General features: G+C 69.3%; 15 protein-coding genes. 7 read left to right on the top strand and 8 right to left on the bottom strand.

The features are described 5' to 3' along the window. Positions 1 to 82: 82 nt before the first annotated feature. Positions 83 to 2395, bottom strand: coding sequence for a xanthine dehydrogenase family protein molybdopterin-binding subunit (locus RX333_RS13895; protein WP_316015553.1), 2313 nt, complete (start codon positions 2393 to 2395; stop codon positions 83 to 85). Positions 2396 to 2488: 93 nt separating this feature from the next. Here RX333_RS13895 and RX333_RS13900 point away from each other — a divergent pair, with 93 nt between their 5' ends. From RX333_RS13900 to RX333_RS13915, 4 genes are all read left to right on the top strand, one after another. Continuing rightward, the gene (locus RX333_RS13900) at positions 2489 to 3232 is read left to right on the top strand and encodes a dienelactone hydrolase family protein (RefSeq protein WP_316015554.1); all 744 of its coding nucleotides are present in this window, start codon (positions 2489 to 2491) and stop codon (positions 3230 to 3232) included. 69 nt (positions 3233 to 3301) lie between these two features. Beyond that, positions 3302 to 4000 carry an HAD-IA family hydrolase gene (locus RX333_RS13905; protein ID WP_316015555.1) on the top strand — a complete coding sequence of 233 codons (699 nt, stop codon included), beginning with the start codon at positions 3302 to 3304 and terminating at the stop codon, positions 3998 to 4000. Positions 4001 to 4084: 84 nt separating this feature from the next. Then, on the top strand, positions 4085 to 5263 hold the full coding sequence (locus tag RX333_RS13910; RefSeq protein ID WP_316015556.1) for an acetyl-CoA C-acyltransferase family protein: 1179 nt from the start codon (positions 4085 to 4087) through the stop codon (positions 5261 to 5263). Between the two features lie 46 nt (positions 5264 to 5309). Further along, on the top strand, positions 5310 to 5792 hold the full coding sequence (locus tag RX333_RS13915) for a VOC family protein (protein WP_316015557.1): 483 nt from the start codon (positions 5310 to 5312) through the stop codon (positions 5790 to 5792). 211 nt (positions 5793 to 6003) lie between these two features. On the opposite strand, the gene RX333_RS13920 is transcribed toward RX333_RS13915, so the two are convergent. Beyond that, entirely contained in the window at positions 6004 to 6198 is a 195-nt protein-coding gene (locus RX333_RS13920) for a hypothetical protein (RefSeq protein ID WP_316015558.1), read from the bottom strand. Between the two features lie 126 nt (positions 6199 to 6324). Between RX333_RS13920 and RX333_RS13925 the strand changes: the two genes are divergently transcribed. Further along, positions 6325 to 7950: a long-chain-fatty-acid--CoA ligase gene (locus RX333_RS13925; protein WP_316015559.1), complete on the top strand. Its 1626-nt coding sequence runs from the start codon at positions 6325 to 6327 to the stop codon at positions 7948 to 7950. A gap of 70 nt (positions 7951 to 8020) precedes the next feature. Next, positions 8021 to 9082: a hypothetical protein gene (locus RX333_RS13930; RefSeq protein ID WP_316015560.1), complete on the top strand. Its 1062-nt coding sequence runs from the start codon at positions 8021 to 8023 to the stop codon at positions 9080 to 9082. A gap of 209 nt (positions 9083 to 9291) precedes the next feature. On the opposite strand, the gene RX333_RS13935 is transcribed toward RX333_RS13930, so the two are convergent. Together RX333_RS13935 and RX333_RS13940 are read right to left on the bottom strand one after the other, a co-directional pair. Then, complete coding sequence (locus RX333_RS13935; RefSeq protein WP_316015561.1) at positions 9292 to 9975, bottom strand: ABC transporter ATP-binding protein; 684 nt, start codon at positions 9973 to 9975, stop codon at positions 9292 to 9294. Further along, positions 9968 to 11263, bottom strand: a complete 1296-nt coding sequence (locus RX333_RS13940) for a lipoprotein-releasing ABC transporter permease subunit (protein ID WP_316015562.1) — start codon at positions 11261 to 11263, stop codon at positions 9968 to 9970. Before RX333_RS13940 ends, RX333_RS13935 begins: the two co-directional genes overlap by 8 nt. A 156-nt stretch (positions 11264 to 11419) precedes the next feature. Between RX333_RS13940 and RX333_RS13945 the strand changes: the two genes are divergently transcribed. Then, positions 11420 to 12502, top strand: coding sequence for a PAS domain-containing protein (locus RX333_RS13945; RefSeq protein ID WP_316015563.1), 1083 nt, complete (start codon positions 11420 to 11422; stop codon positions 12500 to 12502). Between the two features lie 115 nt (positions 12503 to 12617). Here the strand turns inward: RX333_RS13945 and RX333_RS13950 are convergent, their stop codons facing one another. The 4 genes from RX333_RS13950 to RX333_RS13965 form a co-directional block, all read right to left on the bottom strand. Next, positions 12618 to 13811 (bottom strand): PQQ-dependent sugar dehydrogenase, encoded by a 1194-nt coding sequence (locus RX333_RS13950; protein WP_316015579.1) that lies wholly within the window; start codon positions 13809 to 13811, stop codon positions 12618 to 12620. Between the two features lie 320 nt (positions 13812 to 14131). Next, positions 14132 to 15469: a proline--tRNA ligase gene (gene proS / locus RX333_RS13955; protein WP_316015564.1), complete on the bottom strand. Its 1338-nt coding sequence runs from the start codon at positions 15467 to 15469 to the stop codon at positions 14132 to 14134. Positions 15470 to 15877: 408 nt separating this feature from the next. Further along, entirely contained in the window at positions 15878 to 17401 is a 1524-nt protein-coding gene (locus RX333_RS13960) for a Ppx/GppA family phosphatase (RefSeq protein ID WP_316015565.1), read from the bottom strand. A 240-nt stretch (positions 17402 to 17641) separates the two neighbouring features. Continuing rightward, positions 17642 to 19822 carry an RNA degradosome polyphosphate kinase gene (locus RX333_RS13965; protein WP_316015566.1) on the bottom strand — a complete coding sequence of 727 codons (2181 nt, stop codon included), beginning with the start codon at positions 19820 to 19822 and terminating at the stop codon, positions 17642 to 17644. Between the last annotated feature and the right edge of the window lie 36 nt (positions 19823 to 19858).

Consider the following 19858-nt stretch of genomic DNA (forward strand, 5'->3'; position numbering starts at 1 on the left):
ACGCGCCCCGTTAGCGGGAATCGATCGATCGCAAGGGGGGCCGGAAGCCTGGATCGCTTCCGGCTTCCTGCTGACTCAAGCCCTATTCCGCCGCCAGCGGCGCCTCCGCCTGCGACAGCCATTCCCACATGCGCACCGGCGTGACCGGCATATCGATATGGCGCACGCCCGCCTCCCACACCGCGTCGAGCACGGCATTGGTCACGGCGGCGAGCGCGCCGACCGTGCCCGCCTCGCCACAGCCCTTCATGCCGATCTCGTTGGCCGTCGAGGGCACCAGCTCGGCATGGAACTCCATCCACGGCACGTCATAAGCGCGCGGCATCGCGTAATCCATGAAGCTGCCCGACAGAAGCTGCCCGTCCGCATCGTAGACCACCTGCTCGGTGATCGCCTGGCCGATGCCCTGCGCGACGCCGCCATGCACCTGCCCCTCGGCCAGCATCGGGTTCATCAGCACGCCGAAATCGTCGACCACCGTGTATTTGACCACCGTGGTCTTGCCGGTGTCAGGATCGACCTCGACCTCGCAGAAATGCGCGCCGTTGGGGTAGGAGCGGGCGCCGACCGTGTTCTCCAGATCCGTGACCAGCAACTCGGCCCGCCCGGCCTTGCGCGCCGTCTCGGCCAGCGCCATCAGCGTGACCTCCCGGTCGGTGCCGACCACGCGGAACGCCCCGTCCGAAAAATCGAGATCGGCAGCGGATACCTCCAGCTCCTCCTCCGCGAGCGGGCGGAACTTCGCGATCATCTCGTCGGCGGCGGCGTTGATCGAGTTGCCCTGCATGGTGACGGAGCGGGAGCCCCCGGTGCCGCCGCCCTTGGCGATCAGGTCCGAGTCCCCTTGCACGAAGTTGATTTTCTCGAAGGGAATGCCCGCTCGCGCGTGCAGGATCTGGGCGAAGACCGTCTCGTGCCCCTGCCCGTTCGACTGCGTGCCGACATAGAGGTTCACGCGGCCATCGTCGCCGAACTCGATCTTCGTGTTCTCGGTCTGGGAGCCGAGGATGCTCTCGATATAGTAGCACAGCCCTAGCCCGCGATACTTGCCCTGCGCCTCGCTCGCCGCACGGCGGGCGTTGAAGCCGGCAATGTCCGCTTCCTCCAGCGCGCGGTCGAGCACGCGGTGGAAGTCGCCCACGTCGTAGGTCTCGCCGCTGGCGGAGGTGTAGGGAAAGCGCTCGCGCGGGATGAAGTTCTTCTGCCGCAGCTCCACCGGGCTGACGCCCAGCTCCCGCGCGCTGAGGTCCATCAGCCGCTCCAGCGCGTAGATCGCCTCGGGCCGCCCGGCGCCGCGATAGGCGTCGATGGGCGTGGTGTTGGTATAGACCCCCTCGACATGGAAGAAGGTGGTCTGCACGTCATAGCAACCCGGCATGACCTTCAGCGCCAGGTCCGACTGGATCATCTGCGCGTTGGGCGAGTTGTAGGCGCCCAGATTGCTGACGGTGTGGAAGCGCAGCGCCTTGAGCCGGTGATCCGCGTCGAAGGCCGCCTCGGCCGTCGTCACCAGATCGCGCCCGCCGCTGTCGGTCAGGTGCCCCTCGCCCCGGTCGGCCATCCAGCGCACGGGGCGGTCGAGCTCGCGTGCGGCGAAGGCGCAGAGGAAATATTCGGGGTAGTCGAAGCTCTTCATCCCGAAGCCACCGCCGACATCCGGGTTCGTCACCCGCACGGCGTCGCGGTCGAGCCCCAGCTTCTTGCCCAGCGCGCGTTTCAGACCCCAGACCCCCTGCCCGTTCACCGCGACATGCAGCCGGTCGCCCTGCATCTCGGCGAAGCATCCGCGCGGCTCCATCGCGTTGGCGAAGACGCGGTTGTCGATCAGCTCCAGCGTCACGTGATGCGCGGCCCCGGCGAAGGCGGCTTCGGTCGCCGCCTCGTCGCCATGCGCCCAGTCATAGGCGCGGTTCTCGGGTGCCTCCGCGTGGATCGCCTCGCCGCCCACCGCCGTCTCCAGATGCACGGGCAGGTCGTCATAATCGGCCATGACGAGTTCGGCGGCGTCCTGCCCCGCGCGCTTCGTCTCCGACAGGATCACCGCCACCGCCTCCCCGGCATAGCGCACGCGGTCGACGGCGAGGATGGGCCGCACCGGCGCCGCGCCCTTCGAGCCGTCGCGGTTCTTCACCACCGAGAAGTCCATCTCGTTGACCAGCTTCCCGTCGAGATCGGCGGCGGTGTAGATCGCGACCACGCCCTTCAGCCCTCGCGCCCCCTCCACATCCAGCGACGCGATGGTGCCATGCGCGACCGGCGCGCGGACGAAGGTGGCGAAGAGCGCACCGTCGGGCACGTTGTCGTCGACGTAATTGCCCGCCCCGGTCAGGAAGCGGGTGTCCTCCGTCCGCCGGACGGACTGGCTGGTGCCGAACTTGGTCTTCTGCGCGCTCATGGAATGCCCTTTCGTCCAGGCCGGTGCCTGATAGTCTGATGGCTGCGGCACAGACTAGCACCGGCACCGCCGGTGTCCATCGGAGGCGACATCATGCCCGACGGCTGGAGCAAGGCCCCCTTCACCGCGCCCGTCGCGGGCCGCGACCTGACGCGGCAGGTCCACACGCTGGGCGAAGGCCCCGATATGGTGCTGATCCAGGAGCTGCCGGGCGTCACGCCCGAATTGCTGGCCCTGGCCGGGCGTCTGGCGGCAGCGGGGTTCCGCGTGCACGTCCCCCACCTCTTCGGTCCCTGGGGGCGCAGCGCGATGCTGAGCAACACGCTGCGGGTCCTGTGCCTGCGCCGCGAATTCGCGGTCTTCGCGCGCGATCGCTCCAGCCCCGTGGTGGACTGGCTGCGCGCGCTCTGCGCCCAACTCGGCGGGCCGGTCGGGGTGATCGGCATGTGCCTGACCGGCAATTTCGCGCTGACCCTGATCGCCGAGGACAGCGTGGCCGCGGCGGTGGCGAGCCAGCCTTCCCTGCCCATCGCGCGGCAGGACGCGCTGCACATGAGCGCGGGCGACATCGCCGCCAGCCGCGCGGCGCTCGACGTGAAGCCGCCGATGCGGGCCCTGCGCTTCGAGGGCGATCCGCTGTGCCGGGCCGCGAAGTTCGCCGCCATCGACGCCGCCTTCAACGACGACCGCACGCGCGTCGAGACCACGACCCTGCCCGGACGCGGCCACGCCGTGCTGACCGCACATTTCGTGGACGAGGCGGGCCACCCGACCCGCGCGGCCCTCGACACCGTGCTCGCCTATCTCGATGCGACATTGCGCCCCGAGCGCGCGTAGCATCCTGCAATGGTCGCCAGCCCCTCCGAGCCTAGGTGACGGGGGGACCCATCTGACAGGAGACCCCTCATGGACGCCCTCTTCTTCGGCTCGATCGGCGCCATCGCCGAAACCTCCGAACGCCAGCGCCAGGCCTTCAACCGCGCCTTCTCCGAAGCTGGCGTCGCCCTCGAATGGCAGGAGGCGCAGTACCGCGACCTCCTGGGCAGCAGCGGAGGCGCCAACCGCATCCGCGACGAGGCCGCGCGCGCCGGGCTCGACCTCAGCGAGGAGCAGGTGAAGGCGCTGCACATGCGCAAGACCCAGATCTTCGACACCGGCCTCAAGGACGACCCGCTGGAGCCGCGCCCCGGCGTCGTGCGCCTGCTGCGAGAGGCACGGCAGAACAATATCCCAACCGCCTTCGTCACGACGACCTCCTCGGACAATGTCGACGCGCTGCTCGCCTCGGCCTCCGACCATCTCAAGCCGGAGATGTTCGACCTGATCATCACGCGCGACATGGTTAGCGCGGGCAAGCCCGACCCCGAGGCCTACCAGCTGGCGATGGAGCGGCTGGGCGTGACCGCACCGGTGGTCATCGAGGACAGCCCGCCCAGCCTGAAGGCCGCGCGCGGCGCGGGGCTGGCCACGCTGGTGACGCCGGGGGCCTACCATACCGGGCGCGACTTCGACGGAGCCATCGCCGTGGTGCCGCATCTCGACGACCGGGGCGACGGGCAGCCGGTGGACCTCGACTGGCTGCGGGGTAAGGCAGACATGGGCTGAGGGCCCGCGCGTGCCGTGCGGTCGCGCTTGACGCGGCCGCACGGGGCGGCATCGTGCGGCCCGAACGGATCAGGGAGGATCAGCATGACACGCGACATCGTCATTCTCGGCGGCGCACGCACCGCAATCGGCACCTTCGGCGGCAGCCTCGCCGCCACCCCGCCCATCGAGCTGGGCACCACCGTGGCCAAGGCCGCGCTGGAGCGCTCGGGCGTCGAGGGCGGGCAGATCGGGGCCGTGGTCTTCGGCCACGTCATCAACACCGAGCCGCGCGACATGTATCTTTCCCGCGTCGCGGCAATGCAGGCGGGCATCCCCGACACCACGCCCGCGATGAACGTCAACCGGCTCTGCGGCTCGGGCGCGCAGGCCATCGTCTCGGCCACGCAGTCGGTGATGCTGGGCGACGCGGATTTCGCGCTGGCAGGCGGGGCCGAGAGCATGAGCCGCTCGCCCTACATCCTGCCCGACGCGCGCTGGGGCGCCAAGATGGGCGACGTCCGCGGCCTCGACATGATGCTCGGCGCGCTCAACTGCCCCTTCGGCACCGGCCACATGGGCGTGACGGCCGAGAACGTGGCGGACGAGCATGACGTGACCCGCGAGGACATGGACGCCTTCGCCCTGCAAAGCCAGGAGCGCGCGGCGGAAGCCATCGCCCAGGGCCGCTTCGCCGAGCAGATCGTCCCGGTCGAGGTGAAGGTAAAGCGCGACATGGTCGCCTTCGACACCGACGAGCACCCCAAGGCGACCAGCGCCGACAAGCTCGCCGGTCTCAAGCCCGTCTTCCGCAAGGAGGGCCGCGTGACCGCGGGCAACGCCAGCGGCATCAACGACGGTGCCGCGGCCATCGTTCTGGCCGAGCGAGGTGCTGCGGAGAAGGCGGGTCTGACCCCGCGCTTCCGCGTCGTGGGCTACGCCCATGCCGGCGTGCGGCCCGAGGTCATGGGCATCGGCCCGATCCCGGCGGTGGAGAACCTGATGGCCAAGACCGGGCTAAAGGGTGCCGATTTCGACGTGGTCGAATCGAACGAGGCCTTCGCCGCGCAGGCCATCGCGGTCAATCGCGGGCTGGGCCTCGACCCCGCCAAGGTGAATCCGAACGGCGGCGCGATCGCGCTCGGCCACCCGGTCGGCGCGACCGGGGCCATCGTGACCGTGAAGGCGATGTACGAGCTCGACCGCATCGGCGGGCGCTACGGCCTGATCACCATGTGCATCGGCGGCGGCCAGGGCATCGCCATCGCCATCGAACGACTCTGAGGTCCGTGCTACCCTCCGCCCGTGAGTTTCATGGGCGGAGGATCCGATGACCGAGACGACGACCGGCACCTGTTTCTGGTATGACGGCACCGCCGAGGAGGCGGCGCGGCTCTACACCTCGATCATCCCCCGTTCCTCGATCACCGCCGTGATCCGCAACCCGATGGCCTGGCCCGGCGGGGCTGCGGGCGACGTGGTGCTGGTGGAGTTCGAGCTGGCCGGGACGCGCTATCAGGCGCTCAACGGCGGGCCGGACCAACCCTTCAACGAGACCGCCTCGGTCACGGTCTCCTGCCCCGATCAGGCGGAGGTGGACCGCATCTGGGACGCGCTGATCGACGCGGGCGGCGAGGCGATGATGTGCGGCTGGCTCAAGGACCGCTACGGCCTGCGCTGGCAGATCGTGCCGCAGGCGATGGAGCGCATGCTGCGCTCGGGCGACAGTGACGGCATCGGCCGGGCGATGGCCGCGATGGGCGAGATGGTGAAGCTCGACGGCCCTGCGCTGGAACGCGCGTTCGAGGGGTGAGGAGGCACATGTCTCCAAAGCGCGGAGTCAAGGCCGAAGGCCGCCGCGCATCGCCGGGCCGCCCCCCGGCACGGCGATTTGGTCGGTGGAGGCGCGACGTTTGAATGTCATGCGGACTTGGCTGGCATAAACTGCCATGCTCAAGCCGGAGATCGCCGCACCGCGGCCCGTCGCTGCGCTTTGTTCCTCTTCGGCGCAAGTTTCGGCACCCTCACGCCTTGTGCGGGCACCCCTCCTCGTGCACCAGCTCCCCGATGTCATGCGCCTCCGCCCCGCATTCGACGCAGCGGATCCCCGTCTCGGTCTTCTGCAGGAAGGACGGCAGCATCCCGTCCTCCCCGTGCCCGCCCGTGGGATCCGGCGCACCGGCGCGCGCAAGGCTCATCTTGTCCTCGAATTCACTCATCTGGAATCTCCCTTTCGCTGGGTCACCAACCCGCGACCCCATGCCGGAGTTGCGCCGCCGCGCCCCCGCGTCCATCCTTCGCGGCAAAGGGCCGCGAAGCGCCCGTCACGACAGGGAGACGACAACATGCACAACCTTATGCAGGACTGGCCATTGCGCGTCGGCGCGATCCTCGACCACGCGGCGCGCTACCATGCGAAGCGGCCCATCATCTCCCGCTCCGCCGAGGGGCCGATCATCCGCACCACCTGGGCCGACATCCACCTCGCCGCGCGCAAGTGCACGCAGGCCCTGCGCCGCCTCGGCGTCAAACCGGGCGACGTGGTCGGCGTCATGGCCTGGAACACCGCGCGGCATCTGGAGGTCTGGTACGGCGTGCCGGGCGCGGGCGCGGCGCTGCACACGCTCAACCCGCGGCTCTTCGCCGACCAGATGGCCTACGTGATCGACCACGCGGGCGACAGCGTGCTGATGGTGGACGCGGACCTGCTGCCGTTGATCGAGGCGCTGATGCCCCGCCTCCTCAAGGTGCGGCAGGTGATCGTGCTGACCGACCGCGCCAACATGCCCGACACCGCGCTCGACGTGCTGTGCTACGAGGACCTCGTCGCCGCCGAGGATGGCGACACGGATTGGGAGCCGGGGGACGAGCGCGACGCCTGCGGCATCTGCTACACCTCAGGCACCACCGGCAACCCCAAGGGCGTGGTCTACACCCATCGCTCCAACGTGATCCACGCGCTCGCCAGCCAGTCGCCCGACATGCTGGGGCTGGGTGCTGCGGACACGGTGATGCCCGTTGTGCCGCTGTTCCACGCGAATGGCTGGTCCATCGGCTACACCGCGCCGCTGGCCGGGGCCTCGGTGGTGATGCCGGGCCGCGACATGACGCCGCCCGCGCTCTACGAGATGCTGGAGCAGGGCGTGACGCTGACCGCCGCGGTGCCGACCGTGTGGCTGGGCCTGCTCGGCTGGCTGCGCGACAACCCCGAAAAGCGCTTCTCGACGCTCAAGCGCGTGGTGATCGGCGGCTCCTCCTGCCCGCGCGCGGTGATCGAGACCTTCCAGGATACCTACGGCGTTCAGGTCCTGCACGCCTGGGGCATGACGGAGATGAGCCCGCTCGGCACCGTCTGCTCCTTCAAGCCCGAGGTCACGGCTTTGCCGCACGAGAAGCGGCTCGACGTGCAGGAGACCGTGGGCCACCCCCCCTTCACCGTGGAGCTGAAGATCACCGACGATGACGGCACCCGCCTGCCCGAGAACGGGGAGGAACAGGGCAAGCTCTGGACCCGCGGCCCCGCGGTGGTCGGCGAATACCTGCACGCGGGCAAGTCCGCGACCGATGCCGAGGGCTGGTTCGACACCGGCGACGTCGCGACGATCGACGCGAACGGCTATGTCCGCATCACCGACCGCTCCAAGGACGTCATCAAGTCGGGCGGCGAATGGATCAGCTCCATCGACCTCGAAAACGCCGCCGTCTCCCACCCCGAGGTGGCCGAGGCCGCGGCGATCGGCGTGGCGCATCCGAAGTGGGACGAACGTCCGGTGCTGGTCGTCGTGCCGCGCCCCGGTGCCAGCCCCGACAAGCAGTCCATCCTCGACACCGTGGCGCGCAAGTTCGCGAAATGGCAGGTGCCCGACGACGTGATCTTCGTCGAGGAGCTGCCCCACACGGCGACCGGGAAGATCTCGAAACTGACGCTGCGCGACCGGCTGGCGGAGATGAACTACACCTTGCCCGGCTGATTTTCGCCGATCGCCGCTTGGCCTTGCCCGTTTTGCATTAGGTTAACGGTGCAAGGAACCGACGGGACAGATGCGCGCGATGACCGCCCTCGACCAGTATCAGCGGCTCGAAGCCGTAGCCTCGTGGCGCCCGGCGCCCGACGCCTACGAGCGGGAGGTCGTTGTCAGCTTCGGCAACGCGACGCTGACGCTGATGGACATGGATGACGCGCCGCGCGCGCACTGGTCGCTGGCGGCCCTGGAGGAGGTGCCGGGTGCCGAGGGGCGGCTGGTGCTCAGCCCAGATCCCGACGGGGCCGAGACGCTGAGCCTCGACGATCCCGACATGATCGCCGCCATCCGGGCCGTGCGTAGCGACATGAGCGTCGCGCGCACCGCGCGGCGGGCCTGGCGGCTGATGCTGCCGCTCGCCGCCGTGCTGATCGTCGCGGTCGGCGCGCTGGTCGCCCTGCGCGGGCCGCTGGCGCAGGAGGTCGGCGCCCGCATCGACCGCACGACCTGGGACCGGGTCTCGCTCAACCTCGCCACCGCGCAGATTTCCACTCCGGGCGCGAGCCTCTGCCGCTTCGCCACCTCCGCCGCGCTGCGCCGCAGTCCGGGGCATCCGCAGCTCTTGCGCATCGCGCAGCGCGTCGGCGGGGCCGAGCGGATGCGCCCGATGCTCGCCCGCTTCGACGGGCCGCTGGTGCTGTCGCTGCCGGGCGATCTGATGCTGGTCAACGCGACCGCGCTGGCGGCGGCGACCCAGCCCGAGGAGATCGCGGGCCTGATCGCGCTGGCGCAGGGCCGCCTCGACGCGGGCGCCGACCGCGCCGTCATCGTGCGGGAGTTGGGACTGATCGGCACCGCCCGCCTCGCCATGTCGGGTCAGGTCCCGCGCGAGGAGCGCCCGCGCCTCCTTGCCGCCCTGTCGCGCGACTGGGTCGAGAGCGGCGCGGGCGACCCGGCCGCGCTGCGGCTGCTGGCGACCGCGCAGCTGCCGACCCTGCCGGTCAGCCTGATGATGTCCGATGCCGGCGCGCCCGAGGAGCGGGTGGAGGCGATCCAGCAGGCCGACGTGATCGGCGGCGCGGCCTACACCCCCGCGCTCTACGACGCGGACTGGCTGCGCCTGTCGGCGGCGTGTGATTAGCCTTTCGCGTGAGCCGAGCAGCGCCGGGCCGCGGTGCGGCGATGCGACGTTCGTTCATGGCACTTTATGGCGGCCAAGTCCGCTCGACCTATCCGTGTCACGCCTTCATCAGCCAAATCGCCGTGCCGGGGGGCGGGTCACGCCGCAGGCGTGCTTCCGGCACGACCGATGCGCGGCGGCTTCGCCTTGATTCCGCGCAATGCCAAGCCCTAGACCGGATGCACCTGCCCGTGATCCAGCCGCAGCGTGCGATCCATGCGGCCCGCCAGCTCCAGGTTGTGCGTCGCGATCACCGCCGCCAGCCCGGTGGTGCGCACAAGGTCCATCAGCACGCCGAAAACCTGCTCGGACGTGTCGGGGTCGAGGTTCCCCGTCGGCTCGTCCGCCAGCATCAGCGCGGGCGCGTTGGCGAGCGCGCGGCAGAACGCCACCCGCTGCTGTTCCCCGCCCGACAACTCGGACGGGCGATGCTCGGCCCGTGCGGCCAGCCCGACCTTGTCGAGCAGGTCGCGCGCCCGCGCGCGCGCCGCTCCCGCCCCGACGCCGTTCGCGCGCTGGGGCAGCTCGATATTCTCGCTGGCCGAGAACTCGGGCAGCAGATGGTGGAACTGGTAGACGAAGCCGACCGTCTGGCGCCGCAGCCGCGTGCGCGCCCGCTCGCCCATCCGGCTCGCGTCCATCCCGGTGATCTCGACCGTGCCGCTATCGGCGCTGTCGAGCAGCCCCGCGATGTGCAGCAGCGTCGACTTGCCCGAGCCCGAGGGCGCGACCAGCCCCACGATCTCGCCGGGATGCACCACCAGATCGAGCGCGCGCAGCACGCGGATCTCGCCTGCCTTGCCTTCGTTGTAGGTCTTGGAGATGCCGCCGAGGTTCAGGACCGGATCACTCATAGCGCAGCGCCTCCACCGGGTTCATGCTGGCCGCACGCCGCGCGGGAAACAGCGTCACGACGAAGCTGAGGCCGAGCGACAGCATTGCCGCGCGCGCCACGTCCCAGGCGCGCAGCTCTGCCGGCAATTCGCTGATGAAGCGCACCGAGGGGTCCCAGACCCCGCCGCCCAGCAGCCAGTTCACCGCGCCGAAGATCGGGTCGATATAGATGGCGAAGAGGCAACCCATGATGACCCCGATCAGCGTGCCGAGGATGCCGATGGACGAGCCGCACAGGAAGAAGACCCGCATCACCGACCCGCGGCTCAGCCCCATCGTGCGCAGGATGCCCACGTCGCGGCCCTTGTTCTTGACCAGCATGATGAGGCCCGAGGTGATGTTGAGCGTGGCGATCAGCACCAGGATCGACAGGATGACGAACATGATGTTGTCCTCCATGTCGAGCGCGCGCAGGAACCCGCCCGAGGACTGTTTCCACGTCCACGAATAGGTCCCCTGCCCCGCGGCGGCGAGGATTGCGGGGACGAAGGCGTCGATCTCCTCGGGATCGTCGATCAGCACCTCCAGCTCGTCCACCACGCCCTCGCGGTTGAAGAAGCGCTGCGCTTCGGCCAGCGGCAGGTACACCCGCACCCGGTCGATGTCGTAGCGCCCGACCTGGAACACATGCACCACCTCGTAGGTGGAGGTGCGCGGCGTGGTGCCGAACGGCCCCTGCACCCCGTTCGGAGAGATCAGCTGCACCCGGTCGCCCACCACGATGCCGAGCGCATTGGCCACGCCGGTGCCGATGGCGATGGCGTCGTTGCGCCCCTCCAGCGCGTCGAGCGAGCCATAGCTTACCTCCGGCTCGGCCATCAGCGGCAGCTCGCGGATATCCTCGATGGTCTGCCCCAGCACCTGCACGCCCGCATTGTTGCCATTGGCCGAAGCCAGCACCTCGCCGCGCACGGTCGGTGCCGCGCGGATCACCCCGTCGAGGTCCACCACCGCCTGCGAGCGGGCGTCGTACTCGCCCAGCGTGCGGATCACCTCGCCCGACTGCACGCGGTAGGGCTGTTGCAGCACCTGCACATGCGCGTTCGCGCCGAGGATCGTGCCCACGAACTCCGTCCGAAACCCAGAGCGCACGGCCAGCGTCGCGATCAACGCGAAGACGGCGAGCGCGATGCCCACCAGGCTGATCCAAGTCATCACGCTGACCCCGCCCTCGCGCCTGCGCGCGCGCAGGTAGCGCCAGGCGATCAGCCACTCGTAGCGGGAAAAGGGGGCGGCGCTGCCGGACATGCGGGTCTCCTTGCCGAATGCGCGCGGACAATGGGGGCGGGCGGCGGCGGGGTCAAGGCGGCGGGCGGCGCCTTGCACCCTCTGGCATAAGCGGCATAGTTGAACTTTCAGTCGAGAGGGCGGCACGGGGCCGTTTTGGAACCACGGACCTGGACGATGAACGACGATCGAAACCGGACGGAGGACACCCGTCAGGATCAGCTTGAAATCAATCCGCAAGAGCATCAGGACAACGCGAACCCGGAGCCCGAGAGCCTCGGTCTCGACACGGCCGCGTTGTTCGAGCAGGCGCTGGAACAGACCCGGATGGCCATCACGCTGGTCGATCCGTTCGCTCCCGATCAACCGATCGTGTACTGCAACCGCGCCTTCGTGGATCTGACGGGCTACACCCGCGAGGAGGCCGTCGGAAAGAACTGCCGGTTCCTTCAGGGGCAGGACACCGACCCCGACTCGGTCGCCGCGATACGTGCGGCGCTGGAGGCCAACGAGGTCCGGGTCATCGAGATCCTGAACTACCGCAAGGATGGCACGCCGTTCTGGAACGCGCTGCATGTGGGGCCGGTTCTCGATGACCGGGGCGAGCTGACCCATTACTACGGCTCGCAATGGGACATCACCGCGATTGTCGAGGATCGTCGTCACATCGCACTGCAAAGCCGCGTGGCCGAGGAGCTGGAGCATCGCACCGGCAACCTGTTCAACGTCATCGCCTCCATCCTGCGCGTCACCGCGCGGACCGAGACGGAGATCGCGCCGCTGGTGCAGAAGGTCGAGGCGCGCCTCGCGGCCCTCAACCTCGCGCATCGCAGCTCCATCTCGGCCGAGCAGAATGCCCGCCATGCCGATCTGCGTGACTTCGTCCAGACGATCACGGCCCCCTACACCAGCGCGGAGACCGACCGCGTCATCGTGCGGGGCGAGCCTGTCGACCTGCTGCCCGAGGCGGTCACGCCATTGGGACTGATGCTGCACGAACTGGCGACGAACGCGCTGAAATACGGCGCGCTTGGGTCGGAAGGCGGGAAGGTCGACATCGCATGGCAGCGCCGCGGCGACCGACTGCACCTGGTCTGGACGGAAACCGGCGGACCCCAGGTCGCGCGGCCCAGCCGTGCGGGCACCGGCTCGCGCCTGACCGAAGGCGTGCTGGCCGCCATCGGCGCGACCTTGACCTATGACTGGCCGCCGACCGGGCTGACGGCGACGCTGGACATGCGCCTGGGACGAGAAGACTGAGATCGTCTCGGGCGGCCGGATCCGGCAACGGGAGCGGCCGGAGACAGGCGGCCCCGGCGCGCGCGCCGGGGCATCGTCGATAGGACGGGCGCCACGCGCGCCCGTCAGGCGACCGTCACTCCCGCGTCAGCCGCACGACCGAGCCGCGCTCCTCGTCGATCAGCACCAGCAGCGAGCCGTCCGCATCGACCTCAACGTCGCGGATCCGGCCCAGATCGGTGATCAGCCGCTCCTCGCCCACGACTGTGTCGCCGTCGAGCTCCAGCCGCACCAGCGCGCCGGGATAGAGCGAGGAAGCGAGCACGTCGCCCTCCCAGTCCGCGAACATCTCGCCCTGGTAGAAGATCATACCGCCCGGCGCGATCACCGGATCCCAGTAATAGCGCGGCTCGACGAAACCGTTGCCCGCGTGATCGGCCTGTCCGGTGCCGACCGGCGTGCCCGAGTAGTTCTCGCCGTAGCTGACCACCGGCCAGCCATAGTTGTTGCCCGGCTCGATGAGGTTCAGCTCGTCCCCGCCCGCGGGCCCGTGCTCGATCGACCAGAGCTGGTCGGTGCCGGGGCGCAGCGCCGCGCCCTGGATGTTGCGGTGGCCATAGGTCCAGATCTCGGGCAGCGCGCCCTCCTGCCCCTGGAAGGGGTTGTCGGCCAGCGCCTCGCCCTCGGGCGTCACGCGCACGATCTTGCCATAGGTCTTGTCGAGGTCTTGGGCATAGACCCGCTCCGCCGGGATCGAATGCTCGCCCATCGTGACGAAGACCCAGTCCTCGGTCGGAATGACGCGCGATCCGTAATGCTTGGACGAGGCCGAGGGCGGGTCCTGCACGAAGATGTCGCTGACCTCGCTGATCCCGCTCAGATCCTCGGCCAGCACCGCGCGCGCGGCGGCGGTGGCGGACATGCCGTCCTCCATCGGCTTGGCATAGCTCATGTAGATCACGCGGCTCTCCGCGAAATCGGGGGCCAGCACCACGTCCAGCAGCCCGCCCTGATCCACGTCGTGCACCTCCGGCACGCCCGTGAGCTGCTCGGACAGCGACCCGTCCGCGGCGATCACGCGCAACTGGCCCGAACGCTCGGTGACGAGATAGCCGCCCTCGGGCAGCACGGCGATGCCCCAGGGGTGGTTCAGCCCCTCGGCGATCGTGTCCATCGCGATCGACACCCCGCTGTCGGAGGCCGGCGCGCGCGTCTGCTCGGGGAAGGCGGGCGTGAACTCGGGCACGTTCGGCTCGCCCTGCGGCACGGGGTCGGCGGATTGCGCGGCGGCGGGCAGTGCGAGCGTCAGCGCGATCGCGGCGGTCATCATCGGTTTCATCTTGCGTCCTCCTTCGGGAAAATCCCTGTCGGGTGAGAACATAGCGCAAGGGACCGCCCTGACACGCGCCGGATCGTCACGGGTGGGTGAGGAAGGACACAAGCCGCGCATCGGCGGGCCGCGGTGCGGCGATCCAAGGTTCGAGCATGGCACTTTATGCCGGCCAAGCCCGTGAAACCTTCCAGCGTCACACTCACATCAACCAAATCGCCGTGCCGGGGGGCGGGTCACGCCGAAGGCGTGCCTTCGGCACGACCGATGCGCGGCGGGCTTCGCCCTTGGGTCCGCGCAAGGTCAGGTTCGCCCGCGTCTCACACCCCTTCGAAAATCCCCTTGAGCCGGTCCAGCGCCGCCTCGGGCGTTAGGCTCTCCGCCTCGCCCGTCCGGCGGGAGGTCAGCTCGACCTTGCCGTCCTTCAGCCCGCGCGGGCCGACCGTGATCCGCCACGGCGCGCCGATCAGGTCCATCGTGGCGAACTTGGCGCCCGCCCGCTCCTCGCGGTCGTCGTAGAGAACCTCGATCCCCGCCTGCCCGAGCTCCGCATAGAGCCGCTCGCACATCGCGTCGCAATCGCTGTCGTTCTGCTTGAGGTTCACGATCGCCACGCCGAACGGTGCCACGCCCTCGGGCCAGATGATGCCGTTCTCGTCGTGGTTCGCCTCGATGATGGCACCCACCAGACGCGATACGCCGATCCCGTGCGAGCCCATGTGCAACGGCGCGCGGCCCCCGTCCTCGGTCTGGACCATCGCGCCCAGCTTCTCGGAATATTCGGTGCCGAAATAGAAGATCTGCCCGACCTCGATGCCCCGCGCGACCCGGCGGCGCGCCTCGGGGACCTTGTCGAACACCGCTTCGTCATGGGTCTCGTCGGTGCGCGCGTAGCGGGAGGTGAACTCCTCCAGCACCGCCTGGCAGGCCGCGCGGTCGTTCGGATCGACCTCGCGGTCGCCGAAGGTCAGGTCGGTGATCTCGCTGTCGTAGAACACCTCCGACTCGCCCGTGTCGGCGAGCACCAGGAACTCGTGCGTGTAGTCCCCGCCGATCGGCCCCGAATCGGCCCGCATCGGGATCGCCTGCAGGCCCATGCGCTCGTAGGTCCGCAGGTAGCTGACCAGATGCCGGTTGTAGGCGTGCAGCGCGTCCTCGCGCGTCAGGTCGAAATTGTAGCCGTCCTTCATCAGGAACTCCCGCCCGCGCATGACGCCGAAGCGCGGCCGCACCTCGTCGCGGAACTTCCACTGAATGTGGTAGAGCGTCAGCGGCAGCGCCTTGTAGGAGGTCACGTAGTTGGCGACGATATCGGTGATCATCTCCTCGTTCGTCGGACCGTAGAGCATCTCGCGCCCCTGCCGGTCGGCGATGCGCAGCATTTCGGGGCCGTAGGCGTCGTAGCGGCCCGACTTGCGCCACAGGTCCGCCGATTGCAGCGTGGGCATCAGCATCGGGATGTGACCGACGCGCTGCTGTTCCTCGTGCACGATCTGCTCGACCCGGCGCAGCACCTTGTAGCCCAGCGGCAGCCACGAATAGATCCCCGCGCTCGCCTGCCGGATCATGCCCGCGCGCAGCATCAGGCGATGGCTGGCGATGGTGGCATCGGCGGGCGTCTCCTTGAGCACGGGCAGGAAATAGCGGGACATGCGCATGGGTCGGGGCTCCGTCGATATGGCGTCGCCCCCGTCTAGATCATGGGACGGGGCTGGGCAATGGCGGGCACCGCCCGTCCGCCCTCGTCCGCGAAAGATCCGTGCGCGCACCCCGGCGCGGCGGCCGATCGGACCGGCGCGATCATGCCCTTCCCCGCCCGATCCGGTCCCCTGACCCGGAAATCGAGGGGGTCCGCGCACGCGATGCCCCCCGATTGGGCGCTGCACCCCCGCCTTTCGCTTATTTTTTGTGCATGAAATAAAATTACGGGGTGACGCGGGGTCATAGAATCGATTAGACCTTTCTCAAAGCCGCTGAAACGGCCCAAGTCTGGGGAGACTTCATGAAACGGATCGGGTCCGCCCGGTCCGTTTCTCGTTTGGGGGGGCTGGCTGCTCCGACCCGCCTCAATGCATCTCGATCCGCGCCTTGCGCCCCATGTTGGCGGCGAGCTTGGCCAGCCGCTTCTCCACCACCTCGCCGCGCAGCGCCGCCATCGAGCCGTCGAGCGTCAGCACCAGCTCGCCCTCCTCCAGCTCCAGCCGCGACTGGCGCAGCGCATCGGCCGACGCCCCGGTCAGCATCGCGCCCAAGCGCAGCGCGCGGCCCACCGTCTCCGCCAGCACCTGTTGGTCGTCGGTCAGCAGCGCCAGCACATCCTCGGGCGGGCGGGCGCGCTGCCCGCTCTTGTAGCGATGCGACAGCACGAGGCCGAGGAACACCCGCCCCTGATGCGTGATCCCGCCCAGATTGGCGCGGGTCACACTCTCGAAACTCGCCGTGGGCCGGAAATCGGGATGGGTGCGCCAGTTCACGTCGTGCAGGTGGCACGCCGCCCGGATCAGCCGCTGCACCGAAGGCGGGCACCCCTCGAAGAGCGGCCGCACCCAGTCGAACAGCGCCACGCCGAAGCCGGGGAAGCGCGCGGCGGCCAGCTCCATGTGACGGCACGCCTCCAGCAGCGGGTCTAGCTGCCGCGCCTCCGCCGACATCTGCTCGTAGAGCACACCCTCGCGCAGCCCGTAGGACGACACCGCGATCCGGTCCGGCCCGAAGGCGGGGATCAGCTTCGACAGCACGCGCGCCGCCATCGGCACCAGCTGCAACCGCGCCTCGGAGGTCGTCACGAGGTCCTGGAAGGTGGCGACCTCCTGCCCCACCGCCCATTCCGCCGTCTCGAGCAACGCTTCCGGCGCGACCTCGTAGGCATGCAGCACATGCAGCGGATAGCCGGTGCGGGCCATGTGCAGGTTGGCGATCGCCCGCCACGATCCGCCGACGAGGAACATTTCCTCGACCGTGCCGGGCAGCTTGTCGCGCAGGTCCTCCAGCGTGCGCTCGATGACCTTGTCGCGCTTGCTCTCCTTCACGTCCGCCAGCGACAGCGGCGCGAGGTTGGAGGTCACGCAGGTGCCGATGCGCCCGCCATGCACGCGGGCCATCTCCATCGAGGAGCCGCCGATATCCACGATCAGCCCCACCGCGTCGGGCCAGCCGACCAGCACGCCCTGCGCGGACAGCCGCGCCTCCTCCACGCCCTCGATCACGCGCAGGTCCAGCCCGGTCTCGCGCTTCACTTCGGCCACGAAGTCCGGGCCGTCCTCCGCCTCGCGCACCGCCGCCGTGGCGACGCCGATCAGCGCGCTGAGCCGCATGCGCTCCCCCAGCACGGCGAAGCGCTTGATGGTGGCGAGTGCTGCGACGCGGCCCTCGGGGCTGAGCTTCCCGGTCGCGCCCACGCCCGCACCCAGCCCGCACAGCACCTTCTCGTTGAAGAAATAGGCGGGAGAGCGGGCGGCCCCGTCGAACACCACCAGCCGGACGGAGTTCGAGCCCACATCCACCACGCCCACCCGCGACAGGTCGCGCGCATCCGCCATCGGTCCGGCCATCTCGTTCATCGCAGGCTCCTCCTCGGTCAGCCGGGTCACGATAGGGCACGCGGGGGGCGAGGCCAGCCCAAGAATGCGGGGAGGGATCGCAATTGTGACACGGAAGCCGCGCAGCGTCGGGCCGCGGTGCGGCGAACCGACTGTCGAACATGGCACTTTATGCCTGCCAAGTCCGCGAGACCTAGCGACCTCGCCCATCCATCAACCAAATCGCCGTGCCGGGGGGCGGCCCGGCGATGCGCGGCGGCCTTCGGCCTTGATTCCGCGCAATCCACACCCCTACCCCGCCACCAGCTCCTTCGTCAGGCGCGGCGCGTCCTCGGTCCCGGCCCGCCCGCGCCCGCTCAGCGACGGGTGGCGCATGAAGAACTCGTGGCAGCTGAACGGCTCGCCACCATCCACCGCGCCAGGGCGCACGTAGTCGCCATCGGGCTTCAGGACCCAGCTCTGCGCCTCGTCGGCGAAATTCGCGGCCATCACCTGATGGATGATCTGCGCATGCACCGTGGGGTTCGTCACCTCCACCAGCGTCTCCACCCGCCGGTTGAGGTTGCGCCCCATCAGGTCGGCCGAGGAGATATAGACCCGCGCCCCGTCGGAAGGCAGCCCCGCCCCGTTGCCGAAGCACGCGATCCGGCTGTGTTCCAGGAACCGCCCGATCACCGATTTCACGCGCACGTTCTCCGACAGGCCCGCCACGCCGGGGCGCACGCCGCAAATGCCGCGGATCACCATGTCGATGCGCACGCCCGCCTGGCTGGCCGCATAAATGGCGTCGATCACGTCCGGCTCGATCACCGAGTTGCACTTGAACCACGCCGCGGCGGGCCGCCCGGCGCGCGCATGCTCCGCCTCCGCCTCCAGGCTCTTGATGATGTGCGATTTCAGGCTGTGCGGCGAGATGTGCAGGTTGTCGAGGCTCTCGGGCTTGGCATAGCCCGAGACGTAGTTGAACACCCGCGTCGCATCGCGCCCCAGCGCGGTGTCGCAGGTCATCAGGCTCAGATCCGTGTAGAAATTCGCCGTGATCGGGTGGTAGTTGCCCGTCCCGAAATGCGAGTAGGTGACCAGCTTCTTGCCCTCGCGCCGCACCACGGTCGAGATCTTGGCATGGGTCTTCCAGTCCATGAAACCATAGATTACCTGCGCGCCCGCGCGTTCGAGCTGGCGGCTCAGCCGGATATTCGCCGCCTCGTCGAACCGCGCCTTCAGCTCCACCAGCGCGGTGACGGATTTCCCGTCCTCCGCCGCCTCGCACAGCGCCGCCACGATGGGCGAGTTCTTCGACGTGCGGTAGAGCGTCTGCTTGATCGCCACCACGTCCGGGTCGCGCGCCGCCTGCCGGATGAAGTCGACCACCGTGTCGAAGGTCTCGTATGGGTGGTGCAGCAGCATGTCCTTCTGCGCCACGGCGGCGAAGATGTCGCCGTCATGGTCCTGCACCCGCTCGGGCGGGCGCGGCTTGTATTTCGGCCACAGAAGCTCGGGCCGGTCGTCCAGCACCAGTTCCCCGAGGTCGGAGATGCCGATGACGCCGTCCACCTCGATCACCTCCTCGGGCGAGGCGTGCAGCTCCTCCACGATCATCGCCCGCAGGTCGGCGGGGGCGCCCGCGCTCATCTTCAGGCGGATCACCTCGCCGCGGCGACGGCGTTTCAGCGCGCTTTCGAACTCGCGCACCAGATCCTCGGCCTCCTCCTCCACCTCCAGATCGCTGTCGCGCAGCACGCGGAAGGTACACAGGCCCGCCGTCTCATAGCCGGGAAACAGCCGGGTCAGGAACAGCTCCAGCAGCCCTTCGAGCGGCAGCATCCGCGTCAGCCCCGGCCGCCCGCCCTCCAGCCGCACGAAGCGGTCTAGCTGGTTGGGGACCGGCAGCAGCGCGTCGAGCGGCTCGCCATCCTCCTCGCGCCGCAGCTGCAAGGCCAGCGCGTAGCCCGCATTGGCGATGAAGGGAAACGGGTGTGCCGGGTCGATGGCGAGCGGGGTCAGGACGGGGAAGACCTGCTCCATGAACACCGCCTCCAGCCGCTGCGCATCGGCCTTGGTCAGGTCCGCGACGCCCACCACCTCGATATGCTCCCCCGCCAAGAGCTTGCGCAGCTCCGCCCAGCATTCCTGCTGGCGCAGCATCAGCGCGCGCGCATCCGCGTCGATCCGCTCCAGCTGCTGCCGGGGCGTCAGCCCGTCGGCCGAGGGCTTCGACACCCCGCCGCGCACCAGCCCGCGCAGGCCCGCGACGCGCACCGTGTAGAACTCGTCGAGATTGGAGCCCGAGATCGACAGGAACCGCACCCGCTCCAGCAGCGGCACCGCGGGGTTCTCCGCCTCCTCCAGCACCCGCCAGTTGAAGGCGAGCCAGCTCAGCTCCCGATTGAAGAACCGCTCGGGCCCCGAGACGTCGAAATCGGCGGGAATGGCGGGCGGGACATCGGAGTTGAGGAAGTCGGGATTGGTCATGCCGCACTATATCGCGCGGTTTCACGACAGGTAAAT

Origin of the sequence: Roseobacter sp. HKCCA0434 (assembly GCF_032464675.1) — a bacterium.
Lineage (GTDB): Bacteria > Pseudomonadota > Alphaproteobacteria > Rhodobacterales > Rhodobacteraceae > Pontivivens.